The organism is Pseudomonas sp. GL_103 (assembly GCF_057835175.1).
The window spans coordinates 3,817,840-3,833,914 of the sequence record NZ_CM174420.1; the positions used below are offsets into that span (position 1 = coordinate 3,817,840).

Annotated in this window: 17 protein-coding genes; 12 read left to right on the plus strand and 5 right to left on the minus strand. The window is 62.0% G+C overall.

Annotation, left to right across the window (positions count from 1 at the left end; all coding sequences use genetic code 11):
- Nucleotides 1-152 precede the first annotated feature (152 nt).
- From potA to AC3IP0_RS17120, 4 genes are all read left to right on the plus strand, one after another.
- Nucleotides 153-1,295, plus strand: coding sequence for a polyamine ABC transporter ATP-binding protein (gene potA, locus AC3IP0_RS17105; RefSeq protein WP_046042409.1), 1,143 nt, complete (start codon nt 153-155; stop codon nt 1,293-1,295).
- Nucleotides 1,292-2,206, plus strand: a complete 915-nt coding sequence (locus tag AC3IP0_RS17110; protein WP_489325435.1) for an ABC transporter permease subunit — start codon at nt 1,292-1,294, stop codon at nt 2,204-2,206. Before potA ends, AC3IP0_RS17110 begins: the two co-directional genes overlap by 4 nt.
- The gene (locus tag AC3IP0_RS17115) at nt 2,203-3,087 is read left to right on the plus strand and encodes an ABC transporter permease subunit (protein WP_489316281.1); all 885 of its coding nucleotides are present in this window, start codon (nt 2,203-2,205) and stop codon (nt 3,085-3,087) included. The genes AC3IP0_RS17110 and AC3IP0_RS17115 overlap by 4 nt, the downstream gene beginning before the upstream one ends.
- 181 nt (nt 3,088-3,268) lie before the next feature.
- On the plus strand, nt 3,269-4,366 hold the full coding sequence (locus AC3IP0_RS17120) for a polyamine ABC transporter substrate-binding protein (protein ID WP_489325436.1): 1,098 nt from the start codon (nt 3,269-3,271) through the stop codon (nt 4,364-4,366).
- A gap of 243 nt (nt 4,367-4,609) precedes the next feature.
- Here AC3IP0_RS17120 and thpR read toward each other — a convergent pair whose 3' ends face one another.
- Nucleotides 4,610-5,158, minus strand: a complete 549-nt coding sequence (gene thpR, locus AC3IP0_RS17125; RefSeq protein WP_489316283.1) for an RNA 2',3'-cyclic phosphodiesterase — start codon at nt 5,156-5,158, stop codon at nt 4,610-4,612.
- Nucleotides 5,159-5,279: 121 nt separating this feature from the next.
- Here thpR and AC3IP0_RS17130 point away from each other — a divergent pair, with 121 nt between their 5' ends.
- Nucleotides 5,280-5,474: a hypothetical protein gene (locus AC3IP0_RS17130; protein WP_056727280.1), complete on the plus strand. Its 195-nt coding sequence runs from the start codon at nt 5,280-5,282 to the stop codon at nt 5,472-5,474.
- A 14-nt stretch (nt 5,475-5,488) separates the two neighbouring features.
- On the opposite strand, the gene AC3IP0_RS17135 is transcribed toward AC3IP0_RS17130, so the two are convergent.
- On the minus strand, nt 5,489-5,842 hold the full coding sequence (locus AC3IP0_RS17135; RefSeq protein WP_489325438.1) for a DUF1428 domain-containing protein: 354 nt from the start codon (nt 5,840-5,842) through the stop codon (nt 5,489-5,491).
- Between the two features lie 17 nt (nt 5,843-5,859).
- The gene (locus tag AC3IP0_RS17140) at nt 5,860-6,924 is read right to left on the minus strand and encodes a hypothetical protein (RefSeq protein ID WP_489316285.1); all 1,065 of its coding nucleotides are present in this window, start codon (nt 6,922-6,924) and stop codon (nt 5,860-5,862) included.
- A 377-nt stretch (nt 6,925-7,301) separates the two neighbouring features.
- On the opposite strand from AC3IP0_RS17140, the gene AC3IP0_RS17145 reads away from it, so the two are divergent.
- On the plus strand, nt 7,302-7,562 hold the full coding sequence (locus AC3IP0_RS17145) for a hypothetical protein (protein ID WP_489316286.1): 261 nt from the start codon (nt 7,302-7,304) through the stop codon (nt 7,560-7,562).
- Nucleotides 7,563-7,599: 37 nt separating this feature from the next.
- Here AC3IP0_RS17145 and AC3IP0_RS17150 read toward each other — a convergent pair whose 3' ends face one another.
- The gene (locus tag AC3IP0_RS17150) at nt 7,600-7,836 is read right to left on the minus strand and encodes a hypothetical protein (protein WP_489316287.1); all 237 of its coding nucleotides are present in this window, start codon (nt 7,834-7,836) and stop codon (nt 7,600-7,602) included.
- Between the two features lie 180 nt (nt 7,837-8,016).
- Here AC3IP0_RS17150 and AC3IP0_RS17155 point away from each other — a divergent pair, with 180 nt between their 5' ends.
- The 6 genes from AC3IP0_RS17155 to yghX all read left to right on the plus strand — a co-directional run bounded on the left by AC3IP0_RS17155 (nt 8,017) and on the right by yghX (nt 15,202).
- The gene (locus AC3IP0_RS17155) at nt 8,017-9,780 is read left to right on the plus strand and encodes an L-lactate permease (protein ID WP_489325440.1); all 1,764 of its coding nucleotides are present in this window, start codon (nt 8,017-8,019) and stop codon (nt 9,778-9,780) included.
- A gap of 178 nt (nt 9,781-9,958) precedes the next feature.
- Nucleotides 9,959-11,458: a glycolate oxidase subunit GlcD gene (glcD, locus tag AC3IP0_RS17160; protein WP_489316289.1), complete on the plus strand. Its 1,500-nt coding sequence runs from the start codon at nt 9,959-9,961 to the stop codon at nt 11,456-11,458.
- The gene (gene glcE / locus AC3IP0_RS17165) at nt 11,458-12,522 is read left to right on the plus strand and encodes a glycolate oxidase subunit GlcE (RefSeq protein WP_489325441.1); all 1,065 of its coding nucleotides are present in this window, start codon (nt 11,458-11,460) and stop codon (nt 12,520-12,522) included. The genes glcD and glcE overlap by 1 nt, the downstream gene beginning before the upstream one ends.
- A gap of 3 nt (nt 12,523-12,525) precedes the next feature.
- Nucleotides 12,526-13,743, plus strand: coding sequence for a glycolate oxidase subunit GlcF (gene glcF / locus AC3IP0_RS17170; protein ID WP_489316291.1), 1,218 nt, complete (start codon nt 12,526-12,528; stop codon nt 13,741-13,743).
- Nucleotides 13,744-13,762: 19 nt separating this feature from the next.
- Nucleotides 13,763-14,164 (plus strand): heme-binding protein, encoded by a 402-nt coding sequence (locus tag AC3IP0_RS17175; protein ID WP_489316292.1) that lies wholly within the window; start codon nt 13,763-13,765, stop codon nt 14,162-14,164.
- Between the two features lie 150 nt (nt 14,165-14,314).
- Complete coding sequence (gene yghX / locus AC3IP0_RS17180) at nt 14,315-15,202, plus strand: YghX family hydrolase (protein WP_489316293.1); 888 nt, start codon at nt 14,315-14,317, stop codon at nt 15,200-15,202.
- Between the two features lie 141 nt (nt 15,203-15,343).
- Here yghX and AC3IP0_RS17185 read toward each other — a convergent pair whose 3' ends face one another.
- Nucleotides 15,344-15,997, minus strand: coding sequence for a peroxiredoxin (locus tag AC3IP0_RS17185; RefSeq protein ID WP_150725397.1), 654 nt, complete (start codon nt 15,995-15,997; stop codon nt 15,344-15,346).
- Nucleotides 15,998-16,075 lie beyond the last annotated feature (78 nt).

The following is a 16,075-nucleotide window of genomic DNA, read 5'->3' on the forward strand; positions in this document are numbered from 1 at the left end:
CCCCGCTCGCGAAAACAACACACTGCAATAACAACAAGTACGACCAGGCAGCCAGGATGGCGGCGCCGAATAAACCCGCCGATACGGGTTTGCAATCCACTATTAAGCCGGGCCGTGTTGGCCGGGCGACTGAAACCTGTTGGGAGTTTCACATGGCAAACGCCTCCAGCATCTACAGGAAGGCTCTTGAGGGTCACCAGGCACCGAAAAAGGTGTTGGTGAAAATCGATCGCGTCACCAAGAAGTTCGACGAAACCACCGCCGTGGACGATGTGTCCCTGGAAATCCACCAGGGTGAAATCTTCGCCCTGCTCGGTGGTTCCGGTTCCGGAAAATCGACCCTGCTGCGCATGCTCGCCGGTTTCGAGCGCCCGACCGAAGGCCGGATTCTGCTCGACGGTGTCGACATCACCGACATGCCGCCGTACGAACGACCGATCAACATGATGTTCCAGTCCTACGCGCTGTTCCCGCACATGACGGTGGCGCAGAACATCGCCTTCGGCCTCAAGCAGGACCGTTTGCCAGCGGCCGAAATCGATGCCCGGGTGCAGGAGATGCTGCGCCTGGTGCACATGACCCAGTACGCCAAGCGCAAGCCGCACCAACTGTCCGGCGGCCAGCGTCAGCGCGTGGCCCTGGCCCGTTCCCTGGCCAAGCGTCCGAAGCTGCTGTTGCTCGACGAACCAATGGGCGCCCTGGATAAAAAGCTGCGTTCGCAGATGCAACTGGAGCTGGTGGAAATCATCGAGCGCGTCGGCGTGACCTGCGTGATGGTGACCCACGACCAGGAAGAGGCCATGACCATGGCCCAGCGCATCGCGATCATGCACCTGGGCTGGATCGCCCAGATCGGCAGCCCGGTGGACATTTATGAAGCACCGGTCAGCCGCATGGTCTGCGAATTCATCGGCAACGTGAACGCCTTCGACGGCACCGTGGTCGAGGATCTGGAAGGTCACGCGATCATCCACAGCCCGGACCTGGAGCAGAAGATCTACGTCGGTCACGGCGTCAGCACGTCGGTGCAGGACAAGTCGATCACTTACGCGATCCGCCCGGAAAAACTGCTGGTCAGCACCGTCAAGCCGGAGAACCGCTACAACTGGTCCGCTGGCAAAGTGCATGACATCGCCTACCTCGGTGGCCACTCGGTGTTCTACGTCGAGCTGCCAGGGGGCAAGATCGTCCAGTCGTTCATGGCCAACGCCGAACGCCGTGGTGCACGACCGACCTGGGACGATCAGGTCTACGTGTGGTGGGAAGACGACAGCGGCGTGGTACTGCGCGCATGAAAACCTTCAATCAGCAGTTCCTGAGGTGGGTCCCCAGCGGGCGCAAGTTGGTCATCGGGATTCCGTTCATCTGGCTGTTCCTGTTCTTCATGCTGCCGTTCTTCCTGGTGATGAAGATCAGCTTCTCGGAAGCGGCCCTGGCCATTCCGCCCTACTCGGAGATCTACACCTTCGCCGAGCAGAAATTCCAGCTGTTGCTCAACATCGGCAACTACTCCCTGTTGGGCCAGGATGAGCTGTACCTGTCCGCCTACCTGGGTTCGTTGAAGGTGGCGTTTTTCAGCACCGTGATGTGCCTGGTGATCGGTTTCCCGATGGCCTACGCCATCACCAAGGCCAGCAAGGAAGCGCAGAACGTCCTGATGCTGCTGATCATGATGCCGACCTGGACCGCGATCCTGATCCGCGTTTACGCGTGGATGGGCATCCTCAGCAACAACGGTCTGCTCAATGGGTTCCTGATGTGGACCGGGCTGACGTCGCACCCGATCGAGATCCTCAACACCAACATCGCCGTCTATATCGGCGTGGTGTATGCGTATCTGCCGTTCATGGTGCTGCCGCTGTACGCCAACCTGGTCAAGCATGACCAGAGCCTGCTGGAAGCTGCATCGGACCTGGGTTCGAGCACCTTCAACAGCTTCTGGAAAATCACCGTGCCGCTGGCCAAGAACGGCATCATCGCAGGCTGCATGCTGGTGTTCATTCCGGTGGTCGGTGAGTTCGTGATTCCGGAACTGCTGGGCGGCCCGGAAACCCTGATGATCGGCCGTGTGTTGTGGCAAGAGTTCTTCAACAACCGCGACTGGCCGGTGGCGTCCGCCCTGGCGGTGGTGATGCTGTTGATCCTGATTGTGCCTATTCTGCTGTTCAACCGCAGCCAGGCCAAAGAGATGGAGGCACGGGGATGAAACGCTTCGGATTTTCAAAGTTCATGCTGATTTTCGGCCTGTCGTTTATCTACCTGCCGATGCTGATCCTGGTGATCTACTCGTTCAACGCCTCCAAGCTGGTGACGGTGTGGGGTGGCTGGTCGATCAAGTGGTACGCCGGTTTGCTCGACAACAGCCAACTGATGGGTTCGGTGGGGCGCTCGCTGGAAATCGCCTGCTACACCGCCATCGCAGCAGTCGCACTAGGGACGTTAGCCGCGTTCGTCCTGACCCGCGTCACGCGCTTCAAAGGCCGCACGCTGTTCGGTGGCCTGGTCACCGCGCCGCTGGTGATGCCTGAAGTGATCACCGGTCTGTCGCTGTTGCTGCTGTTCGTGGCCATGGCGCAGTTGATCGGCTGGCCGATGGAGCGTGGCATCGTCACGATCTGGATCGCCCACACCACGTTTTGTGCCGCTTATGTGGCGGTGGTAGTCTCCGCCCGCCTTCGCGAACTGGACCTGTCCATCGAAGAAGCGGCCATGGACCTGGGAGCGAAGCCTTTCAAGGTGTTTTTCCTGATCACCATTCCGATGATCGCGCCGTCACTGGCGGCCGGCGGCATGATGTCGTTCGCTCTGTCGCTGGATGACCTGGTACTGGCGAGCTTCGTATCGGGCCCGGGCTCGACGACCTTGCCGATGGAAGTGTTCTCGGCGGTGCGCCTTGGGGTTAAGCCCGAGATCAACGCCGTGGCCAGCCTGATCCTGTTGGCAGTGTCGATCGTGACCTTCATGGTCTGGTACTTCAGCCGCCGTGCCGAAGCCACCCGCAAGCGCGCGATCCAGGAAGCCATGGACCAGACCGCCAGCGAATCCTGGCAGCAACCTCAAAAACAAATGGCAGGGACCACCGCCTAATGTAGGAGCTGCCGCAGGCTGCGATCTTTTGATCTTGCCTTCAAAAGATCGCAGCCTCGTTGCACTCGACAGCTCCTACACAGCGCCTACAGGATGATGGGTACCCTCCCTCGTCACAGGTTTTATGTTGATTGCAATTTTGCTTTGTGTTTTTGAATAAAAAAGAAATGGAGTTGTACCGATGAAAATGTTTGGCAGGACTCTGCTGACACTGTCCTTATTGGGCGCAATCGCCACTGGCGCCCAGGCCAATGACAAGGTTCTGCGCGTCTATAACTGGTCGGATTACATTGGCCCGGATACCGTCAAGAAGTTCGAGGACGAGACCGGCATCCAGGTGACCTACGATGTCTTCGACAGCAACGAAACCCTTGAGGCACGCCTGCTGGCGGGCAAATCCGGCTACGACATCGTCGTGCCGTCCAACAGCTTCCTGGCCAAGCAGATCAAGGCCGGCGTCTATCAGGAACTGGACAAGTCGAAGCTGTCGAACTGGAAAAACCTCAACCCGGTGCTGCTGAAAAACGCCTCCGCCAGCGATCCCGATAACGCCCACGCCATCCCGTACATGTGGGGCTCGATCGGCATCGGCTTCAACCCGCAGAAGGTCAAGGAAGTGCTCGGCGCCAACGCCCCGACCAACTCCTGGGACCTGCTGTTCAAACCGGAAAACGCCGAGAAGCTCAAAGCCTGCGGCATCAGTTTCCTCGACTCGCCGACTGAAATGATCCCGACCGCCCTGCACTACCTGGGCTACCCGGTGAACGATCAGGACAAACAGCACATCGCCGAAGCCGAGGCGCTGTTCATGAAGATTCGCCCGAACGTGGCGTACTTCCATTCGTCGAAATACATCTCGGACCTGGCCAACGGCAACATCTGCGTGGCCGTCGGTTACTCCGGCGACGTGCTGCAGGCCAAGGCCCGCGCCCAGGAAGCCGGGGACAAGGTGAAGATCGACTACAGCATCCCGAAAGAAGGCGCCGCCAGTTTCTACGACATGCTCGCCATCCCCCGCGATGCCGCCAACGTCGAGAACGCGTACCTGTTCATGAACTTCCTGATGCGCCCCGACGTGATTGCCGACATCACCAACAACATCGGGTACAGCAACGCCAACGCGGCGGCGACGCCACTGGTCGACGAAGCGATCCGCAACGATCCGGGCTCCTACCCGCCGGAAGCAGTGATGGCGACGCTCTATGCCGTGCCGGACCAGCCGATTGCCGTCCAGCGGGTCATGACCCGTGGCTGGACCAAGGTGAAACTCGGCCAGTAATTCACCTGCTTTTGTAGGAGCTGCCGGAGGCTGCGATCTTTTGATCTTGAGAGTTCGTGCCGAAGCAAAATCAAAAGATCGCAGCCTCCGGCAGCTCCTACGGAGTGATGTGTTCGATCAAGTACGATGTTCAAACCTTTTCCGTTCACGCAGCGCCTTACCACCGCTGCCTCTCCTGCAAGTAGAACGGCCTCACCTGGCTCCCTCGGTTCAGGTGAATTTCGGCGCCCTCGGGCGCCTTTTTTATGAGCGCTCAAAATCAAGCAGCGGCCATTCGGCCAGCGCCCGATAGCGTCCCTTGTGGGATTCGAACAGGGTGAACCGGTCGGCACGCAGGAAGAACTCCGGCGCCGTTGCGGACTCCGGCACCGGCGCCCGATAGTCTCGCGCCAGGGTCAGGTGCGGACGGTATTCCCTTGGGGCCTGTTCCAGGCCGAACGGCAACATCGCCTGTTCCAGGGCGTACACCAGGCGCAGCAATGCCGGGGGTGCCTGCTGCGGCGCGAGTATCAGCGCCCCTGCCCTGCGCCACACGTCAAGCCGGTCCAGCACCACCGTCAAGCGCTCGCCCGGTGTGCGGATTGACGCCGCAGCGGTGCAGATCTCCGCAATCTGCGCCACGCCCACCGCCCCCAGAAACTTCAGCGTCAGGTGAAAATTTTCCGCCGGCACCGGCCGTCCGTTGCGCAGTTGCAGCGCACTGCGCCACTGCGCTATCTCCCGGCGCTGGGCCGGGGCACAGTTCAGCGCAAAGAACAGCCGCTTGAACGGCTCGCGGGATTCGTCGTTCATGCCGGGCACCTCTTGGGAAGACTGCCTGAGTGTACTCAACACCCGATTGCCGGCCAGCGCATTTCTGGCGCCGCCGGGCATGCGAGTTATAGTTTTAGCATCCCGAGAAACCGGAGGGGCCATGCGACAGATCATCAGCAAGGAACCATGGTGGGCCAGACCGCCCGAGCCCGGCCAGGATGAACTCAAGCTGGAGTGGGGCTGGCTGGTGCATTACAGCGAAGGCGAGCCGCGCTTCGAATTCATCCGCGAGCGACCGACGGACGACGAGATCCGCCAGCGCAAGAGTTGCAGGATCACCCCGACGCCGGAGTGATCCCGGGTGCGGCGTCAGGCCTGGAGGAGTATTTCGAACCCGCCGTAGACCATGCGCTGGCCATCGAAGGGCATCGGATTGACGTCCGGCTTCATGCGCGGGTCCTGCATCATCCTGTCCATCCCGGCATTGCGGGTGGCCTTGTCCGGCCAGACGATCCAGCCAAAGGCCACGGTTTCGCCTTCCTTGAGCTTCACCGACATTGGAAACGAGGTGACCTTGCCTTCCGGGACATCCTCGCCCCAGCATTCGACCACGCTCAAGGCACCGTTTTCCTTGAAGACCGAGGCGGCGATTTTGGCGTGTCTGAGGTATTGCTCACGGTTGGCGGTGGGTACGGCAGCGATAAAACCATCGACATAAGACATGAGTATTTCTCCTTGGGTCATGGGGTGTTCTGCTGGGTAGTCGGTTGCGCTGGCGTCCAATCGACAGTGCCGGCGCTCAAACCGACCGGCGGTTGTGCGCCGCCGCCCAGACTGCCCTCGATCTGCCCCGCCATGTAAAGCGTGCCGGCCATGACACCGGTGGTCGGGTTCTGCACCAGTTTCATCCAGGCCTTGTCGAAGGTGTTGCCCAGACTGCTGCGAATCAGCGCCTCGCTGTCCGGCCGGTCATTGGCCTGGATGATTGCGCGAATCGCCGCTACACCGACGGTGATCAATCCGCCAGCGAGTTTCCCGGCGGCGGCGGCCACTGCGCTGGCGGCCCCGCGCGGGGCCATCTCGGCTTCCATGCGCTGGCTGGCGCGCTTGGCCACAGGCGCCATCGCGGTGTCGGTCGAACCCACGCCCTTGTCACCACCGGCCTTATGGATTTTGTCGATCAACGCGGCGTAGGCCGGCAATGAGTTCAGCGATTCGCTGTGGACGATCTGGTACAACGAGGCGTCCCGCGCCGGCGGCGGCCCGAGGGCGATGGCCGGGATTTTCTGGATGCGCCCGTTGAGCTGGGCCATTGGCACGCCGTGGCGAGTGGATATTTTCTGCAGCTCTTCCTTGAGGATGTCGACATAAAATGCCGCCGCCAGGCCAAGAATCGCATCGGGATCGATTTCCGCCGCCACCGGGGCCAGGACCTTCTCCTGATAAGCTTCGAGCAGGTACGCCGCCAGGCGCTTGGCCGAGACATCCTGCTCGCCCTTGGCACTGATGGTGTACCAGCTGACCTTCATCGACAGCCACTCCTGGGTCCAGTAGCTGCTGAACCACGGAATGAAGTTCTCTTCGGTCAGTTCATAGACCCGCGTGCGCCAGTAATCCATGGCGCCGCGGGCGTAGATTCTGGTCTGCTCGGTGGCCGACTGCGACGCGGCGACGATCTCCCGGTCCACTTGTTGCCAGGTACTCGCTGAAACGATGACCGGCGCCACTTCCACCGGCGCACGCGGCGGTGTGGCGCACCCTGCCAACACCACCAGCACGGTAATGATCAGCGAACGCAGGCTCAAGATTGCGACTTCCTGCAGTGTGCACCGGGCGGAATGCCCGACACGCGAAACCCTCGGTTTAAGTATAGGTGGCGGTGCTCCGCAGGCCGCCTTCGCGAGCAGGCTCGCTCCCACAGGAAAGCGGTTTGTGGGAGCGGGCTTGCTCGCGAATGGGCCCGCAGCAACAGCACAACAACCACCATCACTTGCGTCGATATTCACCATCGCCGCGATTGCCTTCCGCTTGAACGCCGTCAGCGTAGGATCGATCCCAAGCCAACACGAAACCCCGAATCGGAGGGGAACCTCATGCTGATCCATCTGCTGACCTGCCTGGCCCTGACGGCGTTCACATTGAGTGTGTTTGCCTGGTACGTCCTGAGCGAGGAACAAACATCATGATTCACACTGTCACCCTCGCCGTACGTTTTCCGGTGTTCGGCAACAATTTCTACGCGCAGGAATTCGAGTCACGTAAAGAGTTGACTCTGATGTTCGACAAAAATTTCGAGGCGTTGCTGATCCCGGCAGCCGATCATCACTTCAGCAACGAAGTGGTCGGGCTCAATGATCAGTTCCGGTTTTTGAATGACGTGCTGGTCGAGCATTTGCTGGATGTCGAACTGACAAAAGGCTCGGCCCGTTCGTTCGGGTTCTGACACCGACCGCCGGTCGCCCGGGCACGGACGGCACCGCTCACAACGTTCGCTGGCTATTGCCGATCCCCTTGGCAATATCGATCCCCCAATCCATCGCCGCTTCCATGTCCAGCATGTGCGGCCGTGGGTCGTGGTTTTCATCGATGGCCGTGCCGTCCGGCCGATAGATGCCGATGAACATGCCCAACGAACCGTCTTTCAATATCTCGGCTGTGACTTTGATGCTGCATCCGTTCGATAGCGTTTCCTTGTGCTCCAGATGGCGCTCGGTCATGACTGCATTGCTCCCCTGACTGAATTCAAACCCTACTGGCCATGCTAGCTCAGCCCCCGGAACTGCGCCGACCCGCTGGACCGGAGGGCCTGCCCTGACAGCGGCGTAATGCCACCTATACTGAAGGCCACCTCCCCCCAGGGGATCTGCACGTCCAACAATAAAAAGCAGAGGTGGAACATGGTCTGGCAGCAAGTCTACGATCCGTTCGGTAACCCGGTGCTTTCAACGCTCATGGCGGCTGTGCCGGTGGTGGTGATGCTGGCGTCCCTCGCGTTTTTCCATATCAAGGCGCACCTGGCGGCGTTGCTCGCCCTGGTCTCGGCCTTGCTGATCGCGATCTTCGCCTTCGGCATGCCGGCGAACATGGCCGGTTCCGCGGCACTGTTCGGTGCAGCCAACGGTTTGCTGCCGATTGGCTGGATCGTGTTGAACATCATCTTCCTGCACCGCCTGACCACCGAGAACGGCTCGTTCAAGGTGTTGCAAGACTCCCTGGCGCGCATCACCGATGACCGGCGCCTGCAATTGCTGCTGATCGCCTTCTGCTTCGGGGCGTTTTTCGAAGGCGCGGCCGGTTTCGGTACACCGGTGGCGGTGACCGGGGCGATCCTGATCGGGCTGGGGTTTTCGCCGCTCGCCGCTTCAGGGCTGGCGCTGATCGCCAACACCGCCCCCGTGGCGTTCGGCGCCCTCGGCACGCCGATCATCACCCTGGCCAAGGTCACAGGGCTGGATGAAATGGAGCTGTCGATGATGGTCGGCCGGCAGTTGCCTTTCTTCTCGGTACTGGTGCCGTTCTGGCTGATCTGGGCCTTTGCCGGCTGGCGCAAGATGGTGGAAATCTGGCCGGCGATCCTGGTGGCCGGGGTCAGTTTTGCCGTGCCGCAGTTCCTGGTGTCCAACTATCACGGGCCGATGCTGGTGGATGTGATCGCCGCGCTGATTTCCATGGCCTGCCTGACCGGTTTCCTCAAAGTGTGGAAACCGGCCACGGTGCACACTTCCGCCGCCCTGTCCGGCCGGGACGACGACTCGAAGATCGACGCCGAGCACGACGAAAAGCCTGTACCCACTGCAACCTTTGCCAACGAGGCAAAACCGGCAGTGATGCGGGCGTGGATGCCGTGGCTGATCCTGACGGTCTTCGTGTTCATCTGGGGCACCCAGGGCTTCAAGAACACCTTCGACACCCGCCCCGCCATCGACCCGCAAACCAGTGCCGCCAAGCTCGATCCCCAGGGCAAGCCGATGCGCGAGGCGAACCCGCTGTTTGCGCCGGCCGTGACCTTCACCACCCTGCACTTGCAGGTCGAGAAAGTCCCGCCCGTGGTGGCCGCGCCGAAAACCGAGGAGGCGGTGTACAAGTTCACCTGGTTCACCGCCACCGGCAGCGGCATTCTGCTGGCGGCGATTATCGGCGGCTTATTGATGGGTTATTCGATCCCGCAACTGATTCACCAGTACCTGCGCACTTTGTGGGTGGTGCGTTACTCGCTGATCACCATTGCGGCGATGCTCGCGCTGGGCTTTCTCACGCGCTACTCGGGCCTGGATGCGACCATGGGCCTGGCCTTCGCCGCGACGGGCATTTTCTACCCGATGTTCGGCACCCTGCTGGGCTGGCTCGGAGTGGCGCTGACCGGCTCGGACACCGCGTCCAACGTGCTGTTCGGCGGCTTGCAACGGGTGACGTCCGAGCAGTTGGGCATCAGCCCGGTGTTGATGGCCGCCGCCAACAGTTCCGGCGGGGTCATGGGCAAGATGGTCGACGCCCAGTCGATCGTGGTCGCCTCCACGGCCACCCGCTGGTACGGCCATGAAGGGGAAATCCTGCGCTACGTGTTCTTCCACTCGATTGTGCTGGCGATCCTGGTCGGCGGCCTGGTGACGCTGCAGGCCTACGTCGCGCCGTTCAGCCATATGGTGGTAGGCGGGCATTGAGTCTGCGCACCCTGCTCCCAACGCTTGCAACGCCCGGGCTCCGTCGCCCGGGCGTTGGCATTTTCTGCGCAAAATCATTGAATGATTGCCCGCTTCAGGCTGACAAATACACCATGGACAGTTGGCTGTATCAGGCCAATGATGAAGGTCAGTGGCCTCCTGCGAGAGTCGTGAACCGATGAACATTCTCTACGATGAACGCGTTGACGGCGCCTTGCCCGACGTCGACAAAAAGGCGTTTTTGCGGGCCCTGCAAACCCGCTTGCCGAACCTGGAAGTCCTGCATCAGCGCGAGGAACTCAAGCCCTACGAATGCGACGGACTGTCGGCCTATCGCACCACGCCGATGCTGGTGGTGCTGCCCCGATACATCGACGAAGTCCAGGGGGTGCTGCGGGTCTGCCATGAACTGCGCGTCCCCGTCGTGGCCCGTGGCGCGGGCACCGGTTTGTCCGGCGGTGCGCTGCCCCTGGAGAAAGGCGTGCTGCTGGTGATGGCGCGCTTCAACAACATCCTGCACATCGATCCTGCCGCCCGTACTGCGCGGGTTCAGCCCGGCGTACGCAATCTGGCGATCTCCCAGGCGGCGGCACCCTTCGGCCTGTATTACGCGCCGGATCCGTCCTCGCAAATCGCCTGCTCCATCGGCGGCAACGTCGCGGAAAATGCCGGTGGCGTGCACTGCCTGAAATACGGCCTGACCGTGCACAACGTGCTCAAGGTCGACATCCTCACCGTCGATGGCGAGCACCTGAGCCTGGGCTCCAACGCCCTCGACGCCCCCGGTTTCGATCTGTTGGCGCTGTTCACCGGCTCCGAAGGCCTGCTCGGGGTGATTACCGAAGTCACTGTCAAACTGCTGCCCAAACCGCAGACCGCCAAAGTGCTGCTGGCGGCGTTCGATTCCGTGGAAAAAGCCGGGCGCGCCGTCGGCGACATCATCGCCGCCGGCATCATCCCCGGTGGCCTGGAAATGATGGACAACCTGGCCATCCGCGCCGCCGAGGACTTCATCCACGCCGGTTATCCGGTGGATGCCCAGGCCATTCTGCTGTGCGAACTCGATGGCGTTGAAGCCGATGTCTCAGATGACTGCGACCGGGTGCGCCAGGTGCTGCAACAGGCCGGCGCAATCGAGGTGCGCCAGGCCAAAGACGAAGCTGAGCGCGTGCGCTTCTGGGCCGGGCGCAAGAATGCCTTCCCGGCGGTGGGCCGCCTCTCCCCGGACTACTACTGCATGGACGGCACCATTCCCCGTCGCGAACTGCCCGGCGTGCTGAAGGCCATCGCCGAGCTTTCGAACGAATACGGCCTGCGGGTGGCCAACGTTTTCCATGCCGGCGACGGCAACATGCACCCGCTGATCCTGTTCGATGCCAATCAACCCGGTGAACTTGACCGAGCCGAAGCCCTGGGCGGCAAGATCCTGGAGTTGTGCGTGAAAGTCGGCGGCAGCATCACCGGTGAACACGGCGTGGGCCGCGAGAAGATCAACCAGATGTGCGCGCAGTTCAACAGCGATGAGCTGACCCTGTTCCATGCCATCAAGGCCGCCTTCGACCCCGGCGGCCTGCTCAACCCCGGCAAGAACATTCCGACCCTGCACCGCTGCGCCGAATTCGGTGCCATGCACATACATGGCGGTCAATTGCCCTTCCCTGAGCTGGAGCGTTTCTGATGCGCAGCCCTGAAGATTTCGATGACAGCCCGTCACTGCTGGAACAGGTCAATCAGGCGCTGGAAAACGCCACGCCGTTGCGCATCCAGGGTTCCAACAGCAAAGCCTTTCTCGGGCGCACCACGGCCGGGGAAATTCTCGACACCCGCTCGCACCGGGGCATCGTCAGCTACGACCCGACTGAACTGGTGATCAGCGCCCGTTGCGGCACGCCGTTGTCGCACCTGGCGCAGGTGCTGGACGCCGCGCAACAGATGCTGCCCTGCGAACCGCCATCCTTCGGCGACGGCGCCACCGTCGGCGGCATGATCGCCTGCGGGCTGTCCGGGCCACGGCGCCCGTGGTCCGGTTCGGTGCGCGATTTCGTCCTCGGCACGCGGGTCATCACAGGGCAAGGCAAGCTGTTGCGCTTCGGTGGCGAGGTGATGAAAAACGTCGCCGGCTACGACCTGTCGCGCCTGATGGCCGGCAGTTACGGCAGCCTCGGGCTGATTACCGAAGTTTCCCTCAAAGTGCTGCCCAAACCCCGGCAGTGCCTCAGTATCAGCCTGGAAATGGACGCCGAACGGGCCTTGTTGCGCCTGGCGGAATGGGGCCAGCAGCCGTTGCCGATCAGCGCGGCTTGTCACGACGGTTCACGTCTGCACCTGCGGCTTGAGGGCGGTGAAGGTTCGGTATCGGCAGCCCATGAGCGCCTCGGGGGCGAACGGCTGGAGGCTTGCTGGTGGGACGATCTCAACGAACAGCGCTTGAGTTTCTTCGATGAAGACCAACCGCTTTGGCGCCTGTCACTGCCGCACAACACGCCGCTTCTGTCGTTGCCGGGGCGCCAGTTGATCGACTGGGGGGGCGCCCAGCGCTGGCTGAAATCCGATGCCGAAGCGGCGTACATCCGTCAGGTCGTCGACGAGGTCGGTGGCCATGCCACCTGCTTCAGCCACGGCCTGACCGACACTCCATTCCAGCCTCTGCCCCCGGCCCTGATGCGCTATCACCGCAACCTGAAACAACAGCTCGATCCACGGGGTATCTTCAACCCCGGACGCCTGTACGCGGAGCTTTGAACCATGCAGACGACCTTGAGTGAACGCGCCAGCCAATTGCCCCGCGCCGCAGAAGCCGAAAGCATCCTGCGCACCTGCGTGCACTGCGGGTTCTGCAATGCCACGTGCCCGACCTATCAATTGCTCGGCGATGAACTGGACGGACCAAGGGGTCGCATTTACCTGATCAAGCAGGTGCTGGAAGGCAACGACGTCACGCAAAAGACCCAGCAGCACCTGGACCGCTGCCTGTCGTGCCGCAACTGTGAAACCACCTGTCCGTCGGGCGTCGACTACCACAACCTGCTGGACATCGGGCGGGCGGTGGTCGATGCGGCGGTGCCACGCCCGCTCGGTCAGCGCTTGTTGCGCGAGGGTTTGCGGCAGACTGTGCCGCATCCAGAGCTGTTCAAGAGCCTGGTCAATAGCGGTCAGGTGTTCCGCGCGCTGCTGCCCGGCAACCTGCAAAGCAAGTTGCCGCGCAATGTCTACCCGGCCAAGCCGCGACCCATGACCCTGCGCGAGCGTCAGGTGCTGATGCTCGAAGGTTGCGTGCAGCCCAGTCTGTCACCCAACACCAATGCCGCGGCGGCGCGGGTGCTGGACCGCTTGGGGATCAGCGTCATCGCGAGCCGCAAAGCCGGTTGCTGCGGCGCCGTGGACTACCACCTGGACGCCCAGGCCGCCGGCCTCGATCGTGCCCGGCGCAACATCGACGCGTGGTGGCCGAGCCTGGAAAAAGGCGCCGAGGCGATTGTGCAGACCGCCAGCGGTTGCGGCGCCTTCATCAAGGATTACGGCCACCTGCTCGCCAGCGACCCGGCCTATGCCGACAAGGCGAAAAAGGTCAGTGCGCTGGCCAGGGATCTGGTGGAAGTGTTGCGCGACGAACCGCTGGAGCAACTCGGCATCCACGCCTCGCAACGCCTGGCCTTCCATTGCCCCTGCACCTTGCAGCACGGGCAGAAACTCGGCGGTGCCGTGGAAGCGCTGCTGACCGGACTCGGTTTCAACCTGACGTCCGTCCCCGACGGGCACCTGTGCTGCGGCTCGGCGGGCACCTATTCGCTGACCCAGCCCGAACTGTCGCGACAACTGCGCGACAACAAGCTCGACGCCCTGGAAAGCGGCCATCCCGAGGTCATTGTCACGGCCAACATCGGCTGCCAGTCGCACCTCGATGGTGCGGGCCGAACCCCGGTGCGGCACTGGATCGAACTGGTCGAAGCCAACTTGCCTTAACCGAACCCTGGAGATGCCCATGAACCGCAAAGCTGTCCTGAGCCAGGCCGAAGTCGGCCAGATCCTCACCGCCGCCCGCGCCGAAGCACAGGCCAATCAATGGGCCGTGACCATCGTGGTGGTCGATGACGGAGGCCACCCGCTGGCCCTCGAACGTCTCGACGGCTGCGCGCCCGCCAGCGCGTATATCGCCACCGAAAAGGCGCGTACCTCAGCCCTCGGGCGACGCGAATCGAAAAGCTATGAGGACATGGTCAACGCCGGGCGCTACGCTTTCCTCTCAGCACCCTTGCTGACTTCGCTGGAGGGTGGCGTGCCGATTGTCTTCGATGGCCAGGTGATTGGTGCCATCGGTGTGTCGGGCGTCAAGCCCGGGCAGGATGCGCAAGTGGCCAAGGCCGGGGCGCAGAGCCTGAAATGAGATTTTGGCATCACCATTCCCCCCTGTGGGAGCGGGCTTGCTCGCGAAGACGGTGGCTCATCCAACATCCATGCATCTGACACACCGCTTTCGCGAGCAAGCCCGCTCCCACAAGGGTCCGTGTTAAACCAGTCGAGAGGAGTTGCAGCAATGACCCGCCTAACTGCCAAAGACTTCGCCCCTGAACTGCTGGAACTGTACGACTACTACGCCCACGGCAAGATCAACCGCCGGGAGTTTCTCGACCGTGCGGCGCTGTTTACCTTCGGCGGTTTGACCGCTGGAGCCCTGCTCGCCGCGCTAAGCCCAAACTATGCGCTGGCCGAGCAGGTCGAGTTCACCGATCCGGACATTGTTGCCGAGTACATCACCTACCCCTCGCCCAAGGGCCACGGCCAGGTTCGCGGTTATCTGGTACGTCCGGCCAAGGCCACCGGCAAAGTGCCGGCAGTGGTGGTCGTGCACGAAAACCGCGGCCTCAACCCCTACATCGAAGACGTGGCCCGGCGTCTGGCCAAGGCCGGTTTCATCGCCCTGGCCCCGGACGGCCTGAGTTCGGTCGGCGGTTATCCCGGCAATGACGACAAGGGCCGCGAGCTTCAGGCCAAGGTCGACCCGGAAAAGCTGATGAACGACTTTTTCGCCGCCGTCGAGTGGATGATGAAACACCCTGCCTCCACTGGAAAAGTCGGCATCACCGGCTTCTGCTATGGCGGTGGTGTGACCAACGCCGCCGCCGTGGCCTATCCGGAACTGGGGGCCGCCGTGTCGTTTTACGGCCGTCAACCGACAGCCGAGGAAGTGCCCCGGATCAAGGCCCCGGTGATGCTGCACTTCGGCGAACTGGATACGCGGATCAACGAAGGCTGGCCCGCCTATGAGCAAGCGTTGAAGGCCGGGGGTAAGACCTATGAGGCCTATATCTACCCTGGCTGCAACCATGGTTTCCACAATGATTCGACGCCGCGTTATGACGAGGCGGCGGCGAAACTGGCGTGGGAGCGGACGTTGGGGTGGTTTAAAAAGTATCTGGTTTGACAGGACTTACTCGGCCAGCAATTCCGGCCCCTTCGCGGGCAAGCCCGCTCCCACAGGGTCCGCGTCGAAGCACATATCTGTGAACGACTCAGGAACCTGTGGGAGCGAGCTTGCTCGCGATGGCGGTCTCACTGCTGGCGACTACTTCGGCTGAGCCACCGTCCGCAGATACGGCTTCAGGGTCGTGAAGCCATCCGGGTATTTCTTCTTCGCGTCTTCGTCAGACACCGAGGTCGGGATGATCACGTCTTCACCCGGCCGCCAGTTCACTGGCGTGGCGACGGTGTGTTTGGCGTTCAGTTGCAAGGAATCGAGCAGGCGCAGCACTTCATCGAAGTTGCGCCCGGCGCTCATCGGGTAGATCAGCATGGCCTTGACCTTCTTGTCCGGGCCGACGATGAACACCGAACGCACCGTGGCGTTGTCCACTGCCGTGCGCGCGCCGCCGCTGGCATTGGGGTGGATCATGTCGTAGAGCTTGGCCACCACCAGGTTTTCGTCGCCGATCAGCGGATAGTTGACCGCCGCGCCCTGGGTCTCGGCGATGTCACCGACCCAGCGGTTGTGGTCACTGACCGGGTCGACGCTCAGGCCCAGGACCTTGGTGTTGCGCTTGTCGAATTCCGGCTTGAGTTTGGCCAGGTAACCCAGTTCGGTGGTGCATACCGGGGTGAAATCCTTGGGGTGGGAAAACAGGATGGCCCAGCCATCGCCGATCCATTGGTGAAAGTTGAGGGTGCCTTCGGTGGTGTCGGCGGTGAAATCCGGTGCTTCGTCGCCAATGCGGATAGCCATGTTCGATCTCCTTGCAGTGATGGACAGGGACGCCGTCATGGCAACGAATGCGCTTTAAACGGCATGGACGCGAGACAG